This window comes from Clostridium sp. Marseille-Q2269 (genome assembly GCF_943736985.1).
GTDB lineage: Bacteria > Bacillota > Clostridia > Clostridiales > Clostridiaceae > Clostridium_F.
On the sequence record NZ_CALSFS010000006.1, the window covers coordinates 90,713 to 116,521 of the forward strand.

Annotated in this window: 23 protein-coding genes; 17 read left to right on the forward strand and 6 right to left on the reverse strand. The window is 26.2% G+C overall.

The features are described from left to right. Positions 1-47 precede the first annotated feature (47 nt). From NGI68_RS09330 to NGI68_RS09340, 3 genes are all read left to right on the forward strand, one after another. Complete coding sequence (locus NGI68_RS09330; RefSeq protein ID WP_353505373.1) at positions 48-239, forward strand: hypothetical protein; 192 nt, start codon at positions 48-50, stop codon at positions 237-239. Between the two features lie 140 nt (positions 240-379). Then, positions 380-850: an HAD family hydrolase gene (locus tag NGI68_RS09335; protein ID WP_251861203.1), complete on the forward strand. Its 471-nt coding sequence runs from the start codon at positions 380-382 to the stop codon at positions 848-850. A 586-nt stretch (positions 851-1,436) separates the two neighbouring features. After that, entirely contained in the window at positions 1,437-2,888 is a 1,452-nt protein-coding gene (locus NGI68_RS09340; protein WP_251861204.1) for an APC family permease, read from the forward strand. A gap of 331 nt (positions 2,889-3,219) precedes the next feature. Here the strand turns inward: NGI68_RS09340 and NGI68_RS09345 are convergent, their stop codons facing one another. Beyond that, positions 3,220-3,720: a YhcN/YlaJ family sporulation lipoprotein gene (locus tag NGI68_RS09345; protein WP_251861205.1), complete on the reverse strand. Its 501-nt coding sequence runs from the start codon at positions 3,718-3,720 to the stop codon at positions 3,220-3,222. Positions 3,721-3,916: 196 nt separating this feature from the next. Here NGI68_RS09345 and NGI68_RS09350 point away from each other — a divergent pair, with 196 nt between their 5' ends. The 5 genes from NGI68_RS09350 (at position 3,917) to NGI68_RS09370 (ending at position 7,539) form a co-directional block, all read left to right on the forward strand. Further along, the gene (locus tag NGI68_RS09350; RefSeq protein ID WP_251861206.1) at positions 3,917-4,741 is read left to right on the forward strand and encodes an SLAP domain-containing protein; all 825 of its coding nucleotides are present in this window, start codon (positions 3,917-3,919) and stop codon (positions 4,739-4,741) included. A 341-nt stretch (positions 4,742-5,082) separates the two neighbouring features. Beyond that, positions 5,083-5,778, forward strand: coding sequence for a M48 family metallopeptidase (locus tag NGI68_RS09355; RefSeq protein WP_251861207.1), 696 nt, complete (start codon positions 5,083-5,085; stop codon positions 5,776-5,778). Positions 5,779-5,849: 71 nt separating this feature from the next. Then, on the forward strand, positions 5,850-6,188 hold the full coding sequence (locus tag NGI68_RS09360; RefSeq protein WP_251861208.1) for a single-stranded DNA-binding protein: 339 nt from the start codon (positions 5,850-5,852) through the stop codon (positions 6,186-6,188). A 316-nt stretch (positions 6,189-6,504) separates the two neighbouring features. After that, positions 6,505-7,056: a manganese efflux pump MntP gene (locus tag NGI68_RS09365; protein ID WP_251861209.1), complete on the forward strand. Its 552-nt coding sequence runs from the start codon at positions 6,505-6,507 to the stop codon at positions 7,054-7,056. Positions 7,057-7,119: 63 nt separating this feature from the next. Beyond that, complete coding sequence (locus NGI68_RS09370; RefSeq protein ID WP_251861210.1) at positions 7,120-7,539, forward strand: Fur family transcriptional regulator; 420 nt, start codon at positions 7,120-7,122, stop codon at positions 7,537-7,539. Here NGI68_RS09370 and NGI68_RS09375 read toward each other — a convergent pair. Continuing rightward, positions 7,536-7,883 (reverse strand): hypothetical protein, encoded by a 348-nt coding sequence (locus NGI68_RS09375; RefSeq protein ID WP_251861211.1) that lies wholly within the window; start codon positions 7,881-7,883, stop codon positions 7,536-7,538. The genes NGI68_RS09370 and NGI68_RS09375 overlap by 4 nt on opposite strands. Positions 7,884-8,151: 268 nt before the next feature. On the opposite strand from NGI68_RS09375, the gene NGI68_RS09380 reads away from it, so the two are divergent. Both NGI68_RS09380 and NGI68_RS09385 read left to right on the forward strand, forming a co-directional pair. Then, on the forward strand, positions 8,152-9,210 hold the full coding sequence (locus tag NGI68_RS09380; protein WP_251861212.1) for an HD-GYP domain-containing protein: 1,059 nt from the start codon (positions 8,152-8,154) through the stop codon (positions 9,208-9,210). A 131-nt stretch (positions 9,211-9,341) separates the two neighbouring features. Continuing rightward, complete coding sequence (locus NGI68_RS09385) at positions 9,342-10,364, forward strand: rhomboid family intramembrane serine protease (RefSeq protein WP_251861213.1); 1,023 nt, start codon at positions 9,342-9,344, stop codon at positions 10,362-10,364. 330 nt (positions 10,365-10,694) lie between these two features. Here the strand turns inward: NGI68_RS09385 and NGI68_RS09390 are convergent, their stop codons facing one another. The 3 genes from NGI68_RS09390 to ftsH form a co-directional block, all read right to left on the reverse strand. After that, the gene (locus tag NGI68_RS09390) at positions 10,695-12,575 is read right to left on the reverse strand and encodes a methyl-accepting chemotaxis protein (protein ID WP_251861214.1); all 1,881 of its coding nucleotides are present in this window, start codon (positions 12,573-12,575) and stop codon (positions 10,695-10,697) included. Then, entirely contained in the window at positions 12,541-12,747 is a 207-nt protein-coding gene (locus NGI68_RS09395) for a hypothetical protein (RefSeq protein WP_251861215.1), read from the reverse strand. The genes NGI68_RS09390 and NGI68_RS09395 overlap by 35 nt, the downstream gene beginning before the upstream one ends. Positions 12,748-13,108: 361 nt before the next feature. Continuing rightward, the gene (ftsH, locus tag NGI68_RS09400) at positions 13,109-14,854 is read right to left on the reverse strand and encodes an ATP-dependent zinc metalloprotease FtsH (protein ID WP_251861216.1); all 1,746 of its coding nucleotides are present in this window, start codon (positions 14,852-14,854) and stop codon (positions 13,109-13,111) included. A gap of 227 nt (positions 14,855-15,081) precedes the next feature. On the opposite strand from ftsH, the gene NGI68_RS09405 reads away from it, so the two are divergent. The 7 genes from NGI68_RS09405 to clpB all read left to right on the forward strand — a co-directional run bounded on the left by NGI68_RS09405 (position 15,082) and on the right by clpB (position 24,264). Further along, entirely contained in the window at positions 15,082-16,140 is a 1,059-nt protein-coding gene (locus tag NGI68_RS09405; protein ID WP_251861217.1) for a YkvA family protein, read from the forward strand. Next, positions 16,115-16,564: a ribonuclease HI gene (rnhA, locus tag NGI68_RS09410; protein ID WP_251861218.1), complete on the forward strand. Its 450-nt coding sequence runs from the start codon at positions 16,115-16,117 to the stop codon at positions 16,562-16,564. Before NGI68_RS09405 ends, rnhA begins: the two co-directional genes overlap by 26 nt. A gap of 62 nt (positions 16,565-16,626) precedes the next feature. After that, entirely contained in the window at positions 16,627-16,803 is a 177-nt protein-coding gene (locus NGI68_RS09415) for a YtxH domain-containing protein (RefSeq protein ID WP_251861219.1), read from the forward strand. Positions 16,804-16,982: 179 nt separating this feature from the next. After that, positions 16,983-18,287, forward strand: coding sequence for a transcriptional regulator (locus NGI68_RS09420; protein WP_251861220.1), 1,305 nt, complete (start codon positions 16,983-16,985; stop codon positions 18,285-18,287). 31 nt (positions 18,288-18,318) lie between these two features. Next, positions 18,319-19,572 carry a helix-turn-helix domain-containing protein gene (locus NGI68_RS09425; protein ID WP_251861221.1) on the forward strand — a complete coding sequence of 418 codons (1,254 nt, stop codon included), beginning with the start codon at positions 18,319-18,321 and terminating at the stop codon, positions 19,570-19,572. A gap of 678 nt (positions 19,573-20,250) precedes the next feature. Then, positions 20,251-21,177, forward strand: a complete 927-nt coding sequence (locus NGI68_RS09430; protein WP_251861222.1) for a DUF2935 domain-containing protein — start codon at positions 20,251-20,253, stop codon at positions 21,175-21,177. Between the two features lie 486 nt (positions 21,178-21,663). Next, the gene (clpB, locus tag NGI68_RS09435; RefSeq protein WP_251861223.1) at positions 21,664-24,264 is read left to right on the forward strand and encodes an ATP-dependent chaperone ClpB; all 2,601 of its coding nucleotides are present in this window, start codon (positions 21,664-21,666) and stop codon (positions 24,262-24,264) included. Positions 24,265-25,052: 788 nt separating this feature from the next. Here the strand turns inward: clpB and NGI68_RS09440 are convergent. Next, positions 25,053-25,781 carry a type 1 glutamine amidotransferase gene (locus NGI68_RS09440; protein ID WP_251861224.1) on the reverse strand — a complete coding sequence of 243 codons (729 nt, stop codon included), beginning with the start codon at positions 25,779-25,781 and terminating at the stop codon, positions 25,053-25,055. Positions 25,782-25,809 lie beyond the last annotated feature (28 nt).

The window sequence follows — 25,809 nt, forward strand, 5'->3', positions numbered from 1 at the left end:
GTTTTAATAGAGCGTTAAATTCACAAAATTTAAAAGATCAAGTATATATAATGGATAGTTTTTTTAATAAATTATCTGATATAAATGTGAATATAGATCAAGGGAAAAATGTTATAGTAACTAAAAAAGATCCATATAAAAAAGGTGGATTGTATTACTTGGTTATTAGTAAACCTGCTAAAGACATAAGGGGTAAACAAATAAAAGAACCAATTGTAATGAAATTTAAAGTTTATTAAGAAACTTATACTAAAATTCTAATATAACTAGCACAATATATTAATATAGTATATATTGCTGAAAGAGTTAGTTAATTGTAAAGATCTGATATTAAAGTTTATCTGTAATATATTTAGGAATAAGGGAAAGTAGGTTGAATATGATTTTTATAAAAATCCCGGGGAAATATAGTATTAATATTAAAAATATTGTTTTTGATTATAATGGCACTTTAGCGGAAGATGGAATTATGACCACTAATACAAAAGAAAATTTAAAAAGAATAAGTGAAAAACTAAATGTATACATAATAACTGCAGATACCTATGGTAATGTAAAAAAACAATGCCAGGGATTACCTATTAGTATAGAAACTTTCCCAAAAGGTAGTGCTACATTGTACAAAAGAATTTTTGTGGAAAAATTAGGACCAGAAGAGACCATGGTAATAGGTAATGGTATGAATGATATAGAAATGTTTAAGACAGCTGTTCTTTCTGTGGCTGTAATAGGAGAAGAGGGTTGTGCAGGAAAACTAATAACTCAATCGGATATAGTAGTTAATAAAATAGAAAGCGTATTTTCTATGATTTACAATACTAATAGAATAGTTGCAACTCTTAGAGATTAGGTTTTGTGTTAAGAAATTATATATTAATTACATACAGAATGATAATATGGATTAATTACTTGTCTGTTTTATTGTATGTAAATATCTTATTGGCTTGAAAAACTCTATAAAAATAAATTCATCTTATGAAATTGATAAAAAATAAGAACTATGAAATAAATTGTATAATTCCATATTTCATAGTTCTTATTTTTTTACATTTAATTTGTGTTTTAAATTCAGAAAAATTATTCAATTTAATTTTATAGTATATTTACATACTAACTTTATTATTAAATTTTTTATTTGTAGAAAAAGTTCGGTTTTTAACACACTTCACTACTATGATTAGTAACATTTTAGAACCTAAAAATTAGTAAAAATAAGACAAGTTTATTGACAAAAATAAAGTTTAGATGCTTGAAAATAACTTATGTATTAAATATTGGTAAAAATGTTGACAGTTTCCTGTGAAAAACATTATAATAAAGTAACAACATAACTAACGGATGAGTTGCAAGTTGTAACTTATGGACTTTAATATATTAAATATATTGTTATAAAATTTAAAATTTAAGTTATATTGATCAAAGGGGGATCATTTATCATGTCTAAGGAAAATGACGTCAGTAGTAATAATCAAAATTTTGAAAGGGTTCTATCGAAAAAAGATATTATGGCCTTAGCTTTTGGAGCTATGATCGGCTGGGGGTGGGTCGTATTAACAGGCCAATGGATAAAGACAGCAGGAAGCATAGGTTCTATACTAGCATTTGTAACAGGTGGAATAATGGTACTATTTGTAGGACTTACTTATGCAGAGCTTACATCTGCTATGCCAAAGTGCGGGGGAGATTTAGTATTTAGTTATAGGGCATTAGGAAAAACTGCTGCTTTTATATGTACTTGGGGTATGATTTTAGGATATATATCTGTTGTATCCTTTGAAGCGGTTGCATTTCCTTCAGTACTTGAGAATTTATTTTCAGTTTCTTATTTAAAGGGTTATATGTATACTATTGCAGGATATGATATATATGCTTCTTGGGCATTAATAGGATCTGTAAGTGCTATAATAATAACTATAGTAAATTATTTTGGAGCAAAACCAGCGGCGGTTATGCAAAGTGTAGTAACATTTATGATTGCTTGTGTAGGAATTGCATTATTTACAGGAAGCTTATTTAATGGTAATATACAAAACTTATCACCTGCATTTGTTTCAGGTACTTCAGGGAAAGGGATTTTAGCAGTAGCTATAATGACTCCTTTTATGTATGTAGGTTTTGATGTAATACCACAGGCGGCAGAGGAAATAAATGTACCCTTCAAAAAGATAGGAAAAATAATAATTTTATCAGTAATTATGGCAGTAATCTGGTATGCTATGATAATTTATAGTACATCAGTAGCATTAAATTCTAATGAAATAGCTAGTTCTAAATTAGTAGCTGCAGATGCTATGCAAAAGCTTTTTGGAGGTAGTGTAGTAGCAGCAAAAATATTGATATTAGCTGGTATAGGCGGTATTTTAACTAGTTGGAATTCTTTCTTTATGGGTGGAAGCAGAGCCATATATTCTATGGCAGAGGCAGGAATGTTACCAAAATTTTTAGCAAAAATACATCCTAAATACAAAACACCAACTAATGCTATAATATTAATAGGGCTAGTATCAAGTATTGCTCCATTTTTCGGTGAGAATATGTTAGTTTGGCTTAGCAACTCAGGTGGATTTGGTATATTGATATCTTATTTACTTGTATCCATATCCTTCTTAGTATTAAGAAAGAAAGAACCTAATATGGAAAGACCTTATGAAGTGAAGCATCCTAAGTTTGTAGGGGTTATGGCTATAGTATTATGTGGAGCAATGCTTATGATGTTTATGCCAGGGTTACCATCAGGACTTAGTTGGCCTTATGAATGGGGAATAATATTAGTATGGTTTTTACTTGGAGGTATATTCTATACAGTTGCAAACAATAAAGCTAAAAGTGAAAATGTCATTGGAGAATATGGAGAAAATTACTATGCTGATAAAAAAGTTGGTAGCTAATATTTAGTAATCAATATAACTATAATTAATTTATAAATAGATAACAAATAAAATAAAAAAGAAAATAAATTTAATTTATTTTTTATAAATACAATTTAAATAAGTGTAGTCTCAATGTTAAGCTTTATTTCAAATTAAAAAGGGCTGTAGCATTAAAGAATTTAAGCATAATATATTGTTTTAGAGTTTAAAGTTAGTACAATATATTGTAGCATTTATTCTTAGTGTCACAGCCACTTTTATTTTTATCATTTAACAGGATATTAAAATTATTCTTATAGATTTTTGTCTGTTTAATTTATGGATAAGGAAAGTAATATGTACTTTCCTATTATTGAGGAATTATTCTATTAAATATTTCTTTAAATTCATCACCGAATTTTTCCATGCCTTTGTTTTGTTTCATTCCATCTCCAAGTCTATTTATTCTATCATATATGTCTGCATCAGCTGATACTGCTACATGAGTTATTTCTTTATCTGTCTTTTTTACTGTATCTTCTACCTTTTTCTTAAGATCATCTGTTATCTTTCCTTCTGAAGAGTTAGGAATACTAACACCTACTAGGGCTCTTTTTTCAGATATAAGTACTCTAGATTTATCTATACCACCTATTTTTGTTACTTCATTAGCAATTTTTTGTGATCTATTATTTAATTCTTCTGTTTTAGCAGTCATATTATCTTTATTTTCTGTGGCTTTTTGTTCTGTAGCATTATTATTGGCAGGGGGATTTTGTGCACTTTTATTTGTGCATCCTGTGCCTATAAATAAAGATAAGCTTAATAAAGTAGTGGTAAATAATAATACTTTTTTATTGTTTTTTATCATTGTTATCACCTCAACCTATAGTTTATACAATTTATAGTTTTTTATTTAAAAAATTTAATTTTATTTAAAAATGGGAAGGTCATATAATATATAAGCTTATCAAAATGTATAACTTTAATTAAAATTAAGTTTGATTTAGAAATTTGTACATATTATAATATAATTTGTAATATAAATTATATTTGGAGGAATTTAGATGAAAAACCAAAAGGAATTTAATAAAGAAGAAGCTTTAGATATAAAATTATCATTATTAGAAAAAGATCAAAAAGTAATGTCAAATGTACAAAAGGAAATACTTGAGGAAGAGTTAGATGAATTGCTTCCTATAAAAGAAGGACAAGTTAATGTGGCAGGCATATATGCCTATGACCTTAAAGATAAGTATGAAGTGAAAGTTTATTTAAGAAATGGTATGAAAAATGAAATAAATTTTGAAAAAATTCCTTTTAAAATAATAAATTCTAAAGGAGATCTTTTAGCATCTCAAGTTTTTGATTTAAAATCAATGGGAGATATTGCATCTAATTGTGCTAGACCTTGGATTTTATATTTTGATAAAGAAAATGTATTTGTAGATAAAATACCTATGGATGACTGGAAGGTGGTTTTTGACAATTCTTTAAAAGCCCTTAGAAATTTAACAGTAGATATTGAAAATTTGCCAGATGAAATTGATAGTGAAAGTAAAAAAGTTTATACTGATTTTTTAGAGGGACTTCCAGCTTTAAAAGAGGGAGAAGTAAGTTTTTCAAAATTTAGTATAGGTATAAATGAAGATGGATATCTATTAGTTACTATAGTTGTTAGAAATGGGTGTAATAAAGGAATAAATATAGAAAAATTACCTATGACTATTAGAGATGAAAAGGGAAATTTTGTTGCTTCAGAATCATTTGATTTAAAGGATTTAAAAGTTAGTGCTATGAAAGCTAAAGTATGTAATTTTGCTTTTCCACTTCAAATTAAAGAAAAAGCAGTTATACCTCTAGATTCATGGCAAATAGAATATAATGTTTAATGACATAAATAATAAGAAGCCAAAATGTACATAAAAAATTTAGATTTAACATGATGAATATAAAAAATACACTACGTAAACTGATTTATTTAGCTAGAAGTTCTAAAGATTTGATTTAATTAAAAATTTTTTATCAAGGAAGATTAAGTCCTTGTAATTATTAACTAACTCATTGACATTTTACAATGAATTACTAATTAGTAAATTTTTAATTTGAATATATTAAGAACTATCAAAGATTATTTATTTGTTTATTAGGTGTATTTTTTATTATGTATATATTAAAATTAAATATATTATTTTTAAGCAATTTATATCATTTAAAACAAGAGAGGTATTAAATGGAAAATATAATTTTAATGGGAGAGAGGCTTCAATATACGCTAAAAACGAAAAAGAGAAAGACTATTTCTATAAAAATTAATAAGAAATTTATTATAGAAGTTACAGCACCTTTAGGAAGTAGTGAATATGCAATAGAACAGCTTCTTAAAAAAGAAGAAAAATGGATCATAAAAAAAATTAAAAAACTTAAAGAAGCTGAAAATTTTAATGGATATTATTATTTAGGAAAGGTATATAATTTAGAAATTAAAGAAGTAAAATCTTTATATTTTAAACTAGAAGTAAACAATAATAAAATTATCATTTATATAAATTCAGGAATTTTACAGGAAAAAAGAGATTCCATAATAAGAAATAATTTAGAAAAATTTTATAAGGAAGAGGCCATAAAAGTATTAAAGGAAAGAACAGAGTATTATTCTAGTATGTTAGGATTTGGACCAGAAAGTATAGTAGTAAAAAATCAAAAGACATTATGGGGAAGTTGTTCATCTAAGGGTAATATAAATTATAATTATAAAATAATTATGGCTCCACTAGAAATTCTTGATTACATAGTAGTTCACGAACTTTGTCATTTAGTACATATGAATCACTCTAAGGACTTTTGGAATTTAGTTGAAAGTATAATACCTGATTGCAAAGAAAGAAGAAAATGGCTTAAGGAAAATGGGCATAAGTTTAAAATTTAATATGTATTTTTGATTATTATCTGAAGCAATGGATATAAATAATAAAAAACGGTTGTTTTGGAGGTAATCATATGAACAGAGTTATGCTTATAGGAAGATTAACAAAAGATGCAGAACTTAAGTATATAGAAGACAGAGATATTTCTTTGTTAAAGTTTGTAATAGCCGTAAATAGATATTACAATAAAGAAAATTCAAAAACAGATTTTATACCTATTATTGTTTGGGGAAGACATGCTGAAGCTATACATGAATATATGAAAAAAGGAAAACTAATTAGTGTAGTAGGAAGAATACAAGCTAGAAATTATGAAGATAAAAATGGTAATAGAAAATATGGAATAGAAATAGTTTCAAATGAAATAAAATTCTTAGATCCTAAAAAACTGGATAAGGTTGTTAGTAGCTAATTGTTAAAATTCACAATGTAGAATTATTATTTTTTAACCCCATATTAAAATTTTACAATATAAAATTATAGATATAGAAGTTAGATGTTTAAAGCTTATAATACAAAGGTTAAGTTTCAAAAAGTATATGTCCCTCTATATATTTTTAAATAATATATTTATAAACCTTCTTAATAATTAATTTTTATTTATAAAATTAATAGATAAAAATAAAATTGTATATTAAATAAATAATTTTATTTGTTATAAAATTATACTTATATATATATAAATAGTTAAGAAAGTATTTATTATTTAAAATTAGTAGGGGGATATAATGGGAATTCAAGAACTTTTTTTTATAGGGTTAGCCCTTTCTTTAGATGCTTTTGGGGTAATACTGTGCATAGGAATAAATAAACGTGTTACTTTAAGATCTTGTTTGATTTTTGTTGTTTCATTTGGATTTTTTCAGTTTTTTCTTTCATTTCTAGGTGGATACACAGGTATTATTTTTAATAAATATATAGTACCTATACCAAAAATTGTAGGTGGAATAATAATAATAATAGTGGGAATATTCATGATATCAGAAGGATTTACTAAAAAAGAGCAGAATATATTTTTAAATAAAAGTATTTATTTTATTTTAGGTGTTTCTGTTAGTATAGATGCTTTGGTTATAGGCTTTACAAGTTTAAGCTGCATTAGTAACTTATTTTATTTATTTATGGGATCTTTGTTTATAGGATTAATAACTGGGACGGTTTGCAGTCTGGGAGTGATTTTATCTAAATATATTAAAAAGATATCTATAATCTCTAGTTATGCAGACTATATAGGAGGAGTAATATTAATATTATTTGGATTAAAAATGTTATTTTTTTAAAATTGATAATAAGTATTGAGTTATGTTTGATAATTATTGTATTATTATCATAAGGTGATAATTATGATTGAAGAGGAATTATTGAAGAGAAATCATTTAAAGATAACTAAAGGTAGAATAAATATTTTAAATATACTTATAGAATCACCATATTCTTTGGATGTGGAGAGTATATTTAAAAAGTTAAAGGAAAGAAATATAAATTTAGATTTGTCTACTATATATAGAACATTAGAAGTTTTTGAAAATAAGGATTTAATAGAAAAATTTGATTTGGGAAATTCAAAATATAATTTTATAATTAAAAGAAAAAAGCATACTCACACTATACAGTGTAAAGTATGTCATAAAGAAGTACAGATAGAATGCCCTTTATTTCATCTTGATGAAATAGTAAATAAAGAAACTGGATTTTCTAATATTGATCATCATTTAAAAATAGAAGGGGTATGTGATAATTGTATAAAGAGAAAAAAGCATTAAGGTATATCTGGAGTTTTTTCTTTTAAGTATTTAGAGTTTTCATGCACTTTTTTTATTTTCCATGTTCCATTTTTCTTTTTAGTAAGAAATAAATTGTAGGATATATTTTTATGTGGAGATTTATCACTGGTTCCATAGACGTTTACAACAGCTATATTGCCATCAGAGAAGGTAAGATTAAGAGCACTTATAGAATACATTTTATATTTATTAAAAAAACCATGGGTCATATGTTGTTCTACTACATAATTTAAGTCTTTATTTTTGTAAACTTTATATTTATAGCTTATGGGTAGTGATAATAAAAGAAAGATACCTATTATTAATATTAATTTTTTTTTCAAAACAGACCTCCCTATATATATAATACAATATAATTTTACCTTAGTTTCAAATAAAAGTAAATAAATACATATATTTTAAAATTGTATTAAGCATTGTTTCCAGCTATACGAGTATAGTAAGGTATTTATTTTAATATATTTAATAAATAAGATAGTGTTAAGCAGTATTTTAATTTATCATACAAAGTTTTATAAAATGGTATGAGGAATAATATTTTTATTAAATTTGTTATATTTTGGGTGGATTAATATAGGTTACGAGGTGTTTATGGCAATGCGACTTGAATTTATTAATAGAGTTAAAGAAAATGATATTTTAGGAAGAAATATTTTTTCAGAAGGTGGACAAGTTCTGCTTAAATCTGGGATTAAGTTAACAGCAAATTACATACAAAAATTAAGAAACCTAGGTGTTTTTTATATTTATATAAAGGATGAAAGATTAGAGGATGTAATAATAGATGATCCTAAGCTTATGGAACTTAAACAAACTACTATGAAATCTATGACAGAAATTATGAAAAATATACATGATTGTAATGGGAAAAGCTTAAAAAAATCTTTTAGCCAAGTAGAAGAAATGATAGATTATATAATGGATATGGGAGATGTAAATAGAAGTCTTTATGATATTAAAACTTATGATAATTATACATATATACATAGCTTAGATACGTGCATAATGACTACATTTATAGGTCTGTCCAGCGGACTCAATGAAAAAGAATTAAAAGATGTGGGCATAGGTGCAATATTACATGATATAGGAAAAGTGAATATACCTAATAAAATAATAAATAAAAAAGGACCTTTAACAGATGAGGAATTTATGGAAATAAAAAGACATCCTATTTATGGTAGTGAAATATTAAAAAGAGATTTTACAATGTCTGATACAGTTATAAAAATAGTTGAACAACATCATGAAAGAATAGATGGTAAAGGATATCCTTATGGACTTAAAAGAAATGATATCTCTAAATATGCAAAAATAGTTTCTATATGTGATGTATATGATGCTATAAGTAATGATAGATGTTATAGAAAAAAATTTACCCCTAATGATGCTTATGAGCTTATATTATCTGGATCAGGAACTATGTTTGATGAAGATTTAGTTAAAACTTTTAAAAATACATTTGCTATATATCCTTTAGGTTGTAGGATTAGACTATCAAATAATAAGGAAGGCTATGTAATAAATCAAAACAAAGGATTTCCAGATAGGCCTATAGTTAGAATTTTTAAAGATGATAATATGAATAGTTTTTATCAGATAGATTTACTTAAGTATCCAAACTTAGTAATAAGATCAATGGTAATGTAAATATTTTCAATAAATAAAGCACAACATATAATTCAAATTTTATGTTGTGCTTATGTGTATAATAATATATATTGGTTAATATAGATAAGTATTTTTAAAGAATATTTTAAAATAATTATTTTTATTAGGAAGTGATTGTTATAGATAAATTTATAAAAAGCATTATAGATAAACTTATGAGAACAGAAAATTATAATGTTATGGATATTAATACAAATGCAGGCTTAGAAAGTGATTGGATAGCTGTAAAGGATAAGGATGATTTCTATGAAGTATTAATTTTTTCTAGTTATCTTAAAGTAAAGGATTTAAATAGACAATACATAAAAGAATATATTCAGTCTTTATTTTTAGATAAACCTATAAATTTAAATATAGCTATATTAATTGATAAAGAAATAAATAATACTTTTATTGATTTTTTGGATAGTAATTTAATTAAAGACAGTTCTTTTATACTAGATTATAATAACAGAAATATAGTTTATGCAGGAGAAGATACTAGAGGCATTGTAGAGGACATAGTAAGAGTGCCAAAGCAGAAAGAAAATATTTATCATAATGAAAATAATGGCTCTAAGGATAAAAGTGGGATTATTACTAAAACAATAATAGGTATAAACATTTTTATGTATTTAATAACAGCATTTTTATCAGGAAATATATTTAATAGTAATATTAAAGTATTGGTATTTTTAGGGGCAAAGGTAAATTCTTTTATAAGTAATGGACAATATTATAGATTAATAACAGCAATGTTTTTACATGGAGGATTAATACATTTAGCATTAAATATGTACGCACTAAATTCAATAGGGCCTTTAGTAGAAATGTATTTTGGTAAAGTTAAATATTTAATCATTTATTTTATATCTGGAATATTGAGTTCTTATTTTAGCTATGTATTTTCACCTTCAGTTTCAATAGGAGCTTCTGGAGCTATATTTGGAATATTAGGAGCTACTTTGATAATAGCATATAGAAATAGAAAACGGGGAGGAAAAGAATTTTTAAATAATATAATATCAGTTATAGGTATTAACTTAATATTAGGATTTTCTATCCCCAATGTGGATAATTTTGGACATATCGGTGGATTAATAGGAGGAGTAATTGTAACATTAGTTCTTTTTTTATACTCAAAGAATAAATAAAAGAGTATTTTATAAATAAGATTTATGGTCTTGTATATTTAGCGTTGGTTTAATGTGTAAAATATGATTCTGTAAGCTAAATTTAACTATTACAACAAGTTAATATAATAATAAATAACAAAATGCCCCTATATATTAGAGTTTCCATTCTGTAGTATATAGGGGACATCTTATATATGAAGTTGATTAAAAAATTTCCTCAAGCATTAATGTAAAAAATAAGATTAAATGTGGATAATTTTAATATTTTTTTAGTTTTTTAAAATATCATAACTTAATTTCTTGTTTTGGTTAATTATTTTCACATAATTTACATATAGAAAAGCTAACTTATATTTTAAATATACTTATATCTTTTTCAAGTCTTAAAGACATCTGAGAAAGTTTCACTGCAACTTCAGCTACTTCTTTCATTATAGCTGTTTGTTCTTCAGCAGAAGCCGCTACATTTTGTGTATTATTGCCAGATTCTTTTATTATTAAATTTATTTTTTCTAGAGAATTTACAACGGTCTCTGTACTAGCCGTTATTTCTTCTACAACTGCAGATACATCTTGCATTTCCCTAGACACTTTATTAATATCAGATAGTATATGTGTAAAGGAATTTTTAGTATCTTGTACTATTGTGATTCCTTCACTAACATTATCAGTTTCAATCTTCATAGAGCTAACTACTTTTTTAATATCATTTTGAACATCTTTTATAATATTTCCAATACTTTTAGCTGCACTAGAAGATTCTTCTGCTAATTTTCTCACCTCTTCTGCAACCACTGCAAATCCTTTTCCTGCTTCACCTGCACGAGCTGATTCTATAGCAGCATTTAGTGCTAATAAATTTGTTTGTTCAGCTATAGACGTTATTAGAGAAACTATATTTCCTATATTATTTGATTTTTCCTGTAAGGCATTTACGATATTTGTTGAATCTGTTACGCTTTCTTCTATATCTTTCATTTTATCTATAGCAGTAGATACTATTGTATTACCTTCTTCAGCTTTTTTATGAGTAGTCATAGAATAATTAGTAACAGACTGAACATTGTTAGATATTTGTTCCATACCTTTATATATTTCTTCTAAATTTCTAACAGAATCTTCAGAAGTTCTTGATTGTGTTTCACTTCCATCCGCTATATCAGACATAGTCTGTGCTATTTGATCTGAAGCGCTTTGAGTTTGTTCAGCGCTTGTAGATAGTTCTTCAGATATAGAAACTATATCTTTGAGATTCCTATTAAAATTGTTTATTATGTTATTTAAGGTATCCTTCATATTATTTAAATTTTTACCCATAGCTCCCAATTCATCTTTACTGTCTATAGATAGTGATTGAGTTAAATCACCGTTAGAGATAGTTTCTGAAAATGAATTAACTTTATTTATAATCTTAGTTAGATAATTGCTAAACCATAAAACAAATCCAATTATTAAAACTAGTATTATTAATATAAATACTATACTTTTTATTAAAAGTTGCTTTAAAGGAGCAGTAACTTCTGATTGATCTATGGATAAAGCTATAACCCATCCAGTTTCAGGAACATGATTATAGTAAATCAATTTTTTCTCAGTTCCTTCTTGATATGTACCTTTTCCTGCTTTTTTAGATAACATTTCTTTTCCTAAAGCGGACAAATCGTTTTCAGTTTCTTTAGTAATATTAGACTTCATAATTTTATCTTTGTTGGGGTTTGTTATATATGTACCTTCATTATCTAATAATATAGCTCGGCCTGTTTTTCCTATTTTAACATCAGATACCATTTTTTGTAGATTATTTAGATTTATATCAGCAGTACATACTCCAAAAAAGTTACCATTTTTATCTTTAAAAGGTGCAGAAGTCGTTACCATAATTGTGTTAGAAACTTTATCTAAATAAGGTTTTGACCAAGCAACAGATTGAGTTGACGTTTTACCTATCTTATACCAATCATAGTTTACGTAATTATAGGATTCGGCGCTATACTCATCAGTATAAGATATCTTATCACCATCCCTAAAGGCGTAAGGACCAAAGAATTTTTCTTTAGGGTTAAATTTATAGGGCTCAAACCATATGCCTACTCCAGAAGTTTCCTTATTAGTTTTTATAAAATTTTGTACTAAGTTTTTATAAGTGTCTTTAACCATAATGTCTTTTGAAGACTCTATGGATCTGGAAAGGGTTTCAGGAACCTTTATGTTGTAATAATGACTTTTCAATGTTTTCAGTTATGGACTGAGTTTCAAGTTCCATTTTATTTTCTATTTCGCTGGAAAGTAATTTCTTTGAGTTAGCATAACTTAGAAGCGATAGAAAAACCATAGATAATATGGCAAGTGGTAAAATAGTACATAAAATCAAAGTTCTAATACTTTTAAAATTAAATTTCATTTTGAACCTCCTTATGGAAAATTTATAGTGTTTTGGTAATTAATTTATAGTTAATTATAATATATATAATCGCATGATTCATAAAAACATTAAATATTTAATACGAAAAACCACAAGAATATACTTATAAAATTAATAGAGTTACATAAATTTTTTAATTTTACCTATAATTTGTTATATTTTGTTTTATATGAATTGGTTTTTACATTAAAATAAGAAGATATAATAAAATAATTTTTTCTAAATATAAAAAAGGGGCTGTCGCATTAAAGAATTTAAGCACAATATATTGTTTTATAGTTTAAAGTTAACACAATATATTGTAGTATTTATTCTTAGTGCGACAGCCCCGAATAGTAATCTAATTTTTTAAAAGATATTTAAAGTCTTCTTCATAAAGAGTCTCCTCTTCTAATAATTTTTCACACAATGAATCTAATTGATTTTTGTTTTTAAGTAGCATATCTTTAACATCATTATATATGGTGTCTATCAATGATTTACATTCCTTAATTATACTATTTTCATTTATGTTTAGCTCATGTTTTATGCTTCCCATATTTAGTAGACCTAAAGTCTCACCCATACCGTATTCTGTTACCATTTTATATGCAATAGATGTACTTCGTTGTAGATCATTATGAGCTCCTGTGGTTATATGATTTTCTCCAAATATAATTTCTTCTGCGGCACGTCCACCTAAAAGTACCATTATTCTATTTCTTAAGTATTCTTTACTTTGATATAAATTATCCTCAGGAATACTTAAGGTATATCCACCAGCACCCTTTGTACTAGGTATTATAGTTACTTTAGATATTTTTTCTTTAGGTAGAACTATAGATGAAATTAAAGCATGTCCAATTTCGTGGTAGGCAGTTATTTTTTTATCTTTAATTTTTATATAATCTCTATTTTGTTTTTCATGACCTGCAAGTACTACAGAGAAAGCCTTATCAACATGGTAATCTTCTATATTAGAACTACTTTCTTTACAAGCTAATATGGCTGCTTCATTTAATAAATTTTCAAGTTTAGCTCCAGAGAAATATGCAGTTTTTTTGGCCCAATCTTTAATGTTTATATTACCTATAGGCTTATTTTTTAAATGAAGATTAAGAATTTTTTCTCTAGCTAGTACATCTGGTAAGTTAACTTCTATATGACGATCAAATCTACCGGGTCTTAATAAAGCTTCATCTAATATATCTAGTCTATTTGTAGCTGCCATTACTATAATACCTTCTTTTTCATTAAAGCCAGACATTTCTGTAAGAAGGGCATTTAAGGTTTGATCTCTTTCCTCAGAACCGCCAGATTTTGTGCTAGATCTTTTTTTACCAATAGCATCAATTTCATCTATAAATATTACAGCTTTACCTTTACTTTTAGCTTTTTTAAATAATTGTCTAATACGGCTGGCACCCACCCCTACATATATTTGTACAAAGTCTGAACCTGACATAGCATAAAAAGGAACTCCAGCTTCTCCAGCCACAGCCTTTGCCATTAAAGTTTTACCTGTACCAGGGTCACCATATAAAATAATTCCTTTAGGCATTCTAGCACCATAGGAAGAATATTTTTCAGGATTCTTTAAAAAGTCTACAATATCTTTTACACTTTCTTTAGCTTCCTCATTTCCAGCAACGTTTTTAAAATTAAATTTTATATTTTCAACTACATCTGCATCTAAAGAATCTACAGAAGAACGAGTTTTATTTTTAAAACCATTGGAATTTTTCACTCCAATAAAAACTATAGAAAGAGCAGAAATAACCAAAAATGCTAAAGGAAGTACTTCTTTTGCTGTTACAGGAGGATTTTCTGATATTTTTACATCTTTTTTTAATAGATTTTCTTTGAAGTTAGTTGATCTTGGATTGTCTGTTTCATAGATTTCATTTGAGTTTAGTCTTACCTTTATAGTAGAAGTGTCCGTCATATATACTGTAGATATTTTTTTTGCATTTAAATCCTTTAAAAACTGATTATAATCTTTCAAAGATTTTTGAGCACTATAAAAGTTAATGAAAATCATAGCTCCTATAGATAAAATCGCCGTTATTATAGGCAAAATAATAATCTTATTTTTAATTTTATTCATCAAGTAACTCCTTTCTAAAAATAGGAATTTTAATATTTATTTTAAACTTGTATGTCGTATAATAATACTATAATATTTTTTTAGGTCAGTCTAATGATTATCATAAAAATTGTTAAAGTAATTTCTGGTATATTTAATAATTATTCCTAATGATTATATTAGTTTTAGTATGGTTAATTTTAGTGTATACTTATTTATAACTGAAAGAATAGAGGGGGAAGTAATGGATGAAAGTATCATCTGTAAAGGTTACTTTAACAGAAATAGATATAATGACTTTAATTAAGGATTATTTAAAAGTTCAGGGGCTGTGTATTGAGAGTGTTTCTCTTGGAGATTTTATAGAGGTGAGAGGATCTTATACTAAAGGAGTTCCTGTGCCTTTTTTTGCTAAATTAGCTTTGGGTAGTGTGGATAACAACACTATTAATATAAGAATATTTAAAGTTAAAGTAATGAAATTGCACGTGATTAATATAATAAAAAAATTAGCTTTAAAATTATCATTGAACAATTTTAAAGAGTACGGTATAAATGTTAATAAAGAAAATATAAGAGTGGATTTGGATATACTATCTAAAAAGATACCATATGTTTATTTTAAAATACATAAGATAAATTTATATAATGGATACATAGATGTTTTTGTAGATAATATAATTTATTCCAAAGAAAATGAAAAAGTAGAAGAAAAAGTAGAAAAAGAAAAATTTTATTTAAATAAGAAGTATGAACCTATATATAAAAGAAAAGATGGTTATTCACATGCAAGAAAAAATTTAAAGTTTAAAGTGCCAAATAAATATAATAAGTTTTTTGAATACTCTATGCTTATACCAGATATAACTGTACTTTTGTATAGATTACTCAAAGATAAAAGGGTTGATGCAAAAACTAAAGCTCTTGTAGTTGCAGTATTGAGTTACTTAGTTAGTCCTGTAGATATAATTCCTTCCTTTATACCTTTTATAGGTAAAATTGATGATTTTGCTGTGGTGTTTTTTGGATTGAATAAAATAATAGAGGAAGTACCAGAGAATGTTATTTTAGAAAATTGGGAAGGAAAGGGTAATATAATATTTTTGGTAAAGCAAGTGTTAGGATATGTTTCTAATATAATAGGAACAGAAAATGTTAAGGTGCTTGTTAATTTTATTAATAATATTATAAATTTTGTAAAGAAAAAATCTCACGGTAAAATAAAAACAAAAATAAATACAGAAGAACATATTACATCTTATGAGGAGGTGGCAGCTGTAGATGAAAAAAGTAATAATATACACTGATGGAGCCTGTCGAGGAAATGGTCAAGAGAATACAATAGGTGCTTATGGAATAGTTTTAATGTATGGTGAGCATAAAAAAGAAATAAAAAAAGCTTTTAAAAATACAACTAATAATATTATGGAATTATCTGCAGTGGTAGAAGCACTTTCTTTGTTAAAGGAAGGTTGCATGGTAGAACTTTATAGTGATTCTGCCTATGTTATAAATGCTATAAATCAGAAATGGCTGGATAATTGGAAAAAGAATAATTGGAAAACTGCATCTAAATCTCCAGTTAAAAATAAAGAATTGTGGGAAAGATTAGATGAATTGCTAAAGAAACATTCTGTTAAATTTATAAAAGTAAAAGGACATAGTGATAATGAATATAACAATAGATGCGATAAATTAGCAAATGAAGCTATGGATGAATTTGATGTTTAATATTTTATAAAAATGCATATCCTATATTTGATGTTAAAAGTAAATAAAGGAGAGTGTAGAATATGAGCAATAGATTTTTATCAGGTATGACTACAGGTGCTATTATCGGTGCAACTGTAGGTATGTTAATGGTGCCTCAACTAGATAGAGGAACTAGAAGAAAAATAAAAAGAACAAGTATGACTATGATGGGAATGGCAGGCAACATGATGGGAAATATGAGAGGTATGATGAGATAAAAAGGTTTGGGGAAATCCCCAAATCTTTTTATATACAATAAATGCAAAAATCATAAATAAATTTGAAAAAATATGTAATTACTTTTATAAAAAATTTATCCTAATTGAAAAAATATGTTATAATGAGTTTATAAAAAGTATAAAAAAATTTAACTATATTAATAGCGAGGAAGATACGTATGGAGATACTTTCTTTGGGGGAAAAGATTAAAAGAAGAAGAAAAGAATTAAATATGACTTTGAAGGATTTAGCTGGAGCTAGAATAACTCCAGGGCAAATAAGCCTTGTAGAATCAGGTAAATCAAATCCTAGTATGGACTTATTAGAATATTTAGCAAACACTTTAAATACATCTATAGAATATTTTATGGAATCTGAAGATACTCAAGCTGAAAAAATATGCAAATATTATGAAAATATAGCAGAATCTCATATTATAAATGATAACGTAAATATAGCAGAACAATATATAGAAAAATCTCTTTATTATGCTGAAAAATATAATTTAGAATATAGAAAAGCTAGAAATCTTTATTTAAGAGGACTTATATACACACATAAAGGAGATCTGTCTGTTGCACAGCAATATCTTTTATCTGCAAATGTAATATTTATTAAAAATAATAACTATGAGGAAATAGTAAATGCTTTTGTTAATTTAGGAAAAATAACAATAATATTAAAGGCCTACCATTCTTCTTGCAGTTATTTTCAACAAGCAGAAAAGGTGTATAGCGATCATGATATAGGAAATGATGATCTTTTAGCAGAGATATATTATCATATAGCTTATACATATTTTAAGTTAGATAATATAAATAAAGCCATAGATTACTCTTATTTAGCAAAGGAAAAATATAGACAACTAAACAATAAAAAAGAATATGCTAACTCTCTTTTACTTTTATCTCAACAATATAGCGAAAAAGGTGAAATGGATAGAGCTATAAGATATTCTGAAAAGGCATTAAGTATATTTAAAGATGTAGATGATATATTATATACTTCTAAAATAGAAAATAATTTAGGCAAGTTGTTCTATGAATTTGATAATTTAGAGGAATCCTTTGTACATTTTAATAGAGCAAAGGAAATAAGAGAGTCTAACAAAGATCCGTTAATTATAGAAACTCTTATAAATATATGTGAAAATTATATAAAACAAAAGGATATTCATAATTGTAAATTAATATTAGATGAAATAATGAATAATTTAGAAAATGGAAATGAAATAGCTTTAGTAGATTATTATTTATTAAAGCATAGAGTAGAACTTCTGCAAGGTGATTTAGAAGAAGCAGAAAGAACGCTTTTAAGGGCATTAAACTTTGTTAAAAACATGGAAAATAAAGGGAGAATAGGAGAAATATCCATAATAATAGGTAAATTCTATATAGATAATGGGAATGACAAAGAAGCAGCTAAATATCTAAATGAAGGGGTAGAAATGTTCAAGGAAGTAGGATTGTTAAAGGACATGTAACTAGATTTATTTTGTGGATGGGTGAGATTTTATGGAAATACTTTCTGTAGGGCAAAAAATAAAAAGAGCAAGGGTTTATAAAGGTTATACCTTAAAAGAATTATGTGGGGATACTATATCTGTATCTAAAATGAGTTGTATAGAAAATGACAAGATAAGACCAGATAGTGAAATATTAAAAATTATATCAGAAAAATTAGAAATAGATATTAAATACCTAAAAGCTGGAGTAAAAGAGCAACTTTTAGATAATATTGACAAACTTAAGGATAGTAAAAATCCATCAGAATATGAGAAAACTTTAGAGTATAATTTAAAGTATGCAGAGGAATACAAATACTATCATATAGCGTTTTATATAATACATATGTTATTTAATCATTATTTAGAAAATAGTGAAATAGAAAAACTACAGCTTATAATATCTAAGTATTATGATTACTGGCTAAAATCTGGTATAGATGAAAATAAAATAATTTATTATATGGATATTGCTAAGTTTTTCTTTGAAACTAATGAGTACATAGAAGCAGCTAGTTATTATAGGAGTATTAGAAAAATTGCGCACGAAAAGGATAACTATATTTTATTATCTGAAGCTACATATGATGAAGCGGCATGTTATATAAGATTAAAAGAATTTGAGAAAGCTTATGAAATAGCAGTTAACCTTATAGACTTAATAGATTTCTTAGATAGTAATATTAAAAAGGCAGAAGTTTATAAGATATTGGCTATATTATCTTTAAGATTGGATAGAAATAAATTTGAAAACTATGAAGAAAAGTCATATATGTTATATGGGAATGATTTGATTTATAAGGCAGATGCTACTTTTAAATATGCTACAGCTATGTTTGATATAGGGGAGAAGGATAAAGCAACAAGTTATATAAATAAAGCTTTAGATTCATATCCTAAAAATAATACAAGACATTTTGTATCTTTTATGCTAGATATTATGAAAGTATTATTAAAAAATGATGTTCTATATAGAGCTCAAGAAATATCAGATGAAATATTAAATTATGCTATAAAAATAAATAATATAAGATTCATAGAAAAAGCTTATTATTATAAGGCTATAATTTTAGAAAAACAAGGTAGTTTAGATACTGCTGAAATGTATATGAATCTTTCTTTAGACTCCATATTAAAATTTGGTACAAAACAAGAAATATATGAAAGATATATGAAAATGGGAAATATGTATCATAAAATGGATCAAATAGGAGAGTCTATAAAATATTTTAATTTAGCAATCAAGCTTTCGAAAAAACTTTAGTATATAAGAAAATTATGCTTTATAAGCGTTTAAAGGGCCATAATTAAAATAAGAAATACTTTTGTTCAATAGATAGCTATAAAAATAAAGAATACTAATATTTGTGCCCTAATATTTAAGCTAACGCTCTAATGCCACGTCCTGTGGCAACAGATCTAAGTAACCGTCCTGTTTACTTTACGCTTAAATATTAGTTCACAAATAAAGTATTCTTATTATTTTTCTAAATATCTATTTTCTCTAAAAGTATTTATTATTTTAATAGATTTAAATGCAGGTGTTGTAATTATAAGGTAGGAGATTATTTTTATGGAGATAAATTATGCAAGTATAATTGCTTTAGTTATTAATTTAGTTTTAATGTTTCTAATTATAAAAAACAATATTTAAAGCAATTCAAAGTCTTAAGCATTTTATCAAAAGGAATAAAGGGATGGATAAAAAATTAGATATCATTATGAAAAAATTAGAGAATAAAGAAGATAATTAAACCTTATGTAGAATATTTTTATGAACTGTATTAGGGGTGATTAATGAATTTACAGGGGAATGTGAACTTGTTATATAGTTTTTTGCAGATTGTATATAAACCTTATATAGCTACGGGATAAAAGTAATCTTTTGTGTATTCAATTAATATAATGATAGCGGATATAAATTTTTTAAGGAGAACTTAATATGCTATCTAGACGTGAGTTTATACGACAATCATTGGAATTACATCTTTTTTTTGCAAGAATCATGAAAGAGCACTCTTTCTTTCTACAAATAGGCTTTACACAAAAAGACTATAGTTGGATTCAACAAGCTAATGTCTTTAGAATAGAATTTGATAGACTTTTAGCTGATACTATATGTCTTTCTAATGGAGTTATTAGTAAAAGTGTATTGCAGTCAGGTGAAATAGTAACGCCTTTTACATTAAAAGCAGAAATGGCCTCAGCTTATTTTACAGGAGTTAATATACCAACTAGTCTTACTGAAATGGAGAAAAGATTAATGGCTGATAGTTCAATGATAGATAATTCTATGATTGAGAGAAGAGTATCCATGCTTAATGAAAGGTCAATGAGATTAACTAAAGCTTTAGCACAGTTTAAAACTAAGTTATTATCAGATGTTTTATGTTGTAGAATATTTACTACTAATTATCCTTTACTTATAGATCATATTTTAAGAGAAGCAAAATTTTATTTTCAGTTAGTTAAAAGACTACAAAATCGTGAGGAAATCAATTTAGAAAAAGAAGCTTATGAGCAAGAGAGTTTCTGGAACAGAATAATGGCTGAACATTCAAAATTTATTCGTGGTCTTCTTGATCCAACTGAGAATGAGCTTATAAATATAGCAAATAATTTTGGAAATGAATTTGATAAGTTAACTAAAGAAGCAAAAGAAGCTATGGATAAGACAATGCCAATTTCGGAAGTTACAGAAGATAGTCTTAAAGCAACTATAGAAATAAGCAAATTTAAGGCACAAGGAACTGAAGGACTGGTAGATTGTAAGATTAGATCTATAATAATACCATTATTAGGTGATCATACTTTACGTGAAGCAAATCATTATTTGCGTTTATTAAAAATATTCCAAAAGACTATGTAAAATTAATGTGCTACCTAAATTTATCTATTATAAAGTAGCATACAATAAAAATTTTTATACTTAACTTATAAAAGACTCTAATTTATTTTTTAATATATTATTAAATTGTTATAGTTATCTGAATGATAGATAATAATTTAATATATAAATATATTTTAAGATAATAAAGAGTCTTTAATTTTATGTAAATGTCTTTAATTCTAAGTTATAAGAGAGTTATTTAATATAAAAATATTAAATATTTTGTTAACAAAAACAAAGATATAAATGAAAAAATGAATATTATTATCAATAAATTAGAGAATATAAGGGATAACTGAACTTTATAATTTTTTTACAACCCTCTTGAAAATAGAATTTTTTTGAATATAATAGTAATTAAATAATCCATGCATATTAAATCAATTTTTGAAAATATTTAATATGAAGGGATATTTTATTTTTATAAAAATCAATTCTGTAACATTTAAAAGAGGAGGTAATATTATGGATATTGAAAAACTAACTTTAAAAGTACAGCAAGCTATAAATGATTCTCAACTTGTTGCAGTAAAATATAATCATCAGCAGATTGATACTATACATTTATTTTCAGCATTAATTTCTCAAGATGATGGTTTAATACCTAATATATTAGGTAAATTGGGTATAAATATAAGAGATATTAATGCTGAAACCAATAAAGTGTTAGATAATATGCCTAAAGTATTGGGGGAAGGAGCTCAATCATCTTCTGTATATCCTACTAGAAGATTTGAAGAGGTTTTTGTAAAGGCAGAGAGTATAGCAAAAGAATTCAAAGATTCATATATAAGTGTTGAACATGTTTTACTGGGCATAATGGATGTGGATAAAAATAATGTTGGTTCAATATTAGAGAAATTTGGAGTGAAAAAATCAGAGGTTTTAAAGGCACTATCAGCTATTAGAGGAAGTCAAAGGGTTGATAGTCAAGATCCTGAAGGTACTTATGAAGCTTTAGTTAAGTATGGTAGAAATTTAGTTGAAGAAGCTAAAAAACATAAATTAGATCCTGTTATAGGAAGAGATGAAGAAATAAGAAGAGTAGTAAGAATTTTATCTAGAAGAACTAAGAATAATCCAGTACTTATTGGAGAGCCAGGAGTAGGTAAGACTGCTATAGTAGAGGGATTAGCAGAGAGAATTGTTAGAGGAGACATACCTGAAAGTTTAAAAAACAAAATAATATTTTCTTTAGATATGGGAGCACTTATTGCAGGTGCAAAATATAGAGGAGAATTTGAAGAAAGATTAAAAGCAGTATTAAAAGAAGTTCAAAATAGTGAAGGAAGAATAATTTTATTTATAGATGAAATTCACACTATAGTAGGCGCAGGAAAAACAGAAGGATCTATGGATGCAGGTAATTTAATAAAACCTATGCTTGCAAGAGGAGAACTTCATTGTATAGGAGCTACTACCTTTGATGAGTATAGACAATATATAGAAAAAGATAAAGCCTTAGAGAGAAGATTCCAACCTGTAATAACAGATGAACCTACAGTAGAAGATACAGTATCTATACTAAGGGGTCTTAAAGAAAGATTTGAAATATATCATGGAATAAGAATACATGATTCTGCTATTGTGGCTGCAGCTAAGCTTTCTAGTAGATATATTACAGATAGATATCTTCCAGATAAAGCAATAGATTTAATAGATGAAGCTTGTGCAATGATAAGAACAGATATAGACAGTATGCCAACAGAGATGGATTCTATAAAAAGAAAAATATTTCAGTTAGAAATAGAAAAAGAAGCATTATCTAAAGAAAGAGATGCATCCTCCAAAGAAAGATTGAAAGCCTTAGAGGAGGAACTAAGTGAATTAAAAGAAAAAGATAAAGAAATGACAGCTAAATATGAAAATGAAAAATCTCATATAACAAAAATAAGAGATTTAAAAGCACAATTAGATGATGTAAAAGGACAAATGGAAAAAGCGGAAAGAGAATATGATTTAAATAAAGTGGCAGAATTAAAGTATGGTTTAATACCAACTCTTCAAAAGGAAATAGAAGAGAGAGAAAAGTTAATAAAAGAAAATAGTAATGGAAATGCAATGTTAAAAGAAGAGGTTACAGAACATGAAATTTCTCAAATAATTTCTAAATGGACTGGTATACCTGTAACAAGATTAGTTGAGACTGAAAGACAAAAACTATTACAATTAGGAGATCAACTAGAAACTAGAGTAATAGGTCAAAAAGAAGCAGTAAAAGCAGTGACTAATGCAGTTATAAGAGCTAGAGCTGGATTAAAAGACCCAAGAAAACCAATAGGATCATTTATATTCTTAGGACCTACAGGAGTGGGAAAAACAGAACTTGCAAAGACTTTAGCCAGAACTTTATTTGATACTGAAGAAAACATTATAAGAATAGATATGTCCGAATATATGGAGAAGTATTCAGTTTCAAGACTTATAGGAGCTCCGCCAGGATATGTAGGATATGAAGAGGGAGGACAATTAACAGAGGCTGTTAGAAGAAAGCCTTATAGCGTTATATTGTTTGATGAGATAGAAAAAGCTCATGATGATGTATTTAATATATTCCTACAAATATTAGATGATGGAAGACTTACAGATAATAAAGGAAAGGTTATAGATTTTAAAAATACTATAATTATAATGACTTCTAATTTGGGAAGTAACTATTTATTAGATAATGAAAGTAAAGAGGGAATAGATGAAAGTGTAAGAGCAAGAGTAAAAGAAGCTTTAAAAGGAAGATTTAAACCAGAATTTTTAAATAGAATAGATGATATTATAATGTTTAAACCTCTTACTGTAGAAGATATTAAGAAAATAATAGATATATTCTTAGAAGATATAAGAAAAAGACTTAAAGATAAAAATATAAATATTAAAATCACAGATAGAGCTAAAGAGGTTATGGCAAAGGAAGGGTATGATCCAATATATGGTGCAAGGCCACTAAAGAGATATATAGAAGATGCCATAGAAACAGAAATAGCAAGACAAATCATAGCAGGAAATATATATGAAGGAACTACTGTAGGCGTAGATGTAAAAGGTGATTCAATAATTATAGAAAGAATATAATAAAATTGCGACGTAAAAGTAACTACCTTAGATTAAAAAAAGGGATATGTGGCTTGAAAGGCAATTCACTTCAATAAGAGATTCTAATTTTGTTTAAATGCCTTTTTACGCCACTTATCCCAATTTTTTAATCTAAGGAAAGATAGTATAACTATTTAAACGTAATTTTATGTGGAATAGGAAGTGCAAAGGAGGATTTTACTCCTCTTTGTTACGTAAAATCTACAATTGTATTTTTATTTATAAAAGTATTTTAGACTTATAAAGATATTTAAATCTATTACAAACTTTCAATTATTTTTATTATTTAAAAAGGCTTAAAAAATTTTTAGTTAGAAAATTAATGCGTAGCATGCCAGAGAAATATATGATTTATGAAATTTATACAAGTATTATTAATACTAAATATTTATGCGTTAGCAATGAAATTTCCTATGGATTAATTTCCTGGCTACGCAAATTATTTTATATTTAAATTTAAAATATTTATGTGAGACTAAAAATTTATATAACAGTCTTTAAGTGGATTAAAACAAGGAGTACTTTTAGGGAAAATAGATATCTAGAAAAATAATTAGAATACTTTATTTGTAAACTAAGATTTAAGCGTAAAGTAAACAGGACGTTTACTTAGGCCTAGTTGCCACAGGAAGTGGCATTAGGTCGTTAGCTTAAATCCCAGGATACAAATATTAGTATTCTTTATTTTTATAGCTATCTATTGACTAAAAGTATTCCTTGTTTTAATTTTAATCCTTTAAAGTCTGTTATGTCGTAATTTTATTATATTATGATTTACTTTCTCTATTTATTATAAATTCTTTTGCTTTAAATTCTAGCTTATCATCTAAAGGTTCTAGTTCTATATCTTCATCATATTTATTTTTTATTGCAATAGAAAGTAGTCTATCTGCTAATTCAGGATTTTTAGAAAGTAGAGAACCATGAAAATAAGTTCCGAATGTATTTTTGTAAATACAACCTTCTTGCTTATCTTCACCGTTATTACCATAACCAGCTATAACAGATCCTAAAGGTTTTAAATTTCCTATATAAGTTCTTCCAGAATGATTTTCAAAACCTACATAGGTTTCATTAAATTCCTCATTTTTTATTACTGTATTTCCTATAAATCTAGTGCTTCCACCTTCAGTGTATATATCTAATATATTTAGCCCTTCAAGTTTTTCACCTTCTGGAGTGGTATAATATTTACCTAATAATTGATATCCTCCACATATAGCCAATAAAACTTTACCTTGCTCTATATATCTACTAAGATCATCTTTTTTAGTTTTCATCATATCTTGTGAAACTATGGATTGCTCATAATCTTGGCCACCACCAAATAAAGCTATATCACAGTTATCTACAGGAAATTCATCATTAACAGAAATATTTGATACATTTAATTTTATGCCTCTTTGTTCCGCTCTATATTTCAATACTAAAATATTACCTATATCTCCATACACATTCAATAAATCAGGGTATAGATGACATATATTAAGTTCCATGTATTTCACCTTCTTTTTATATTATTAA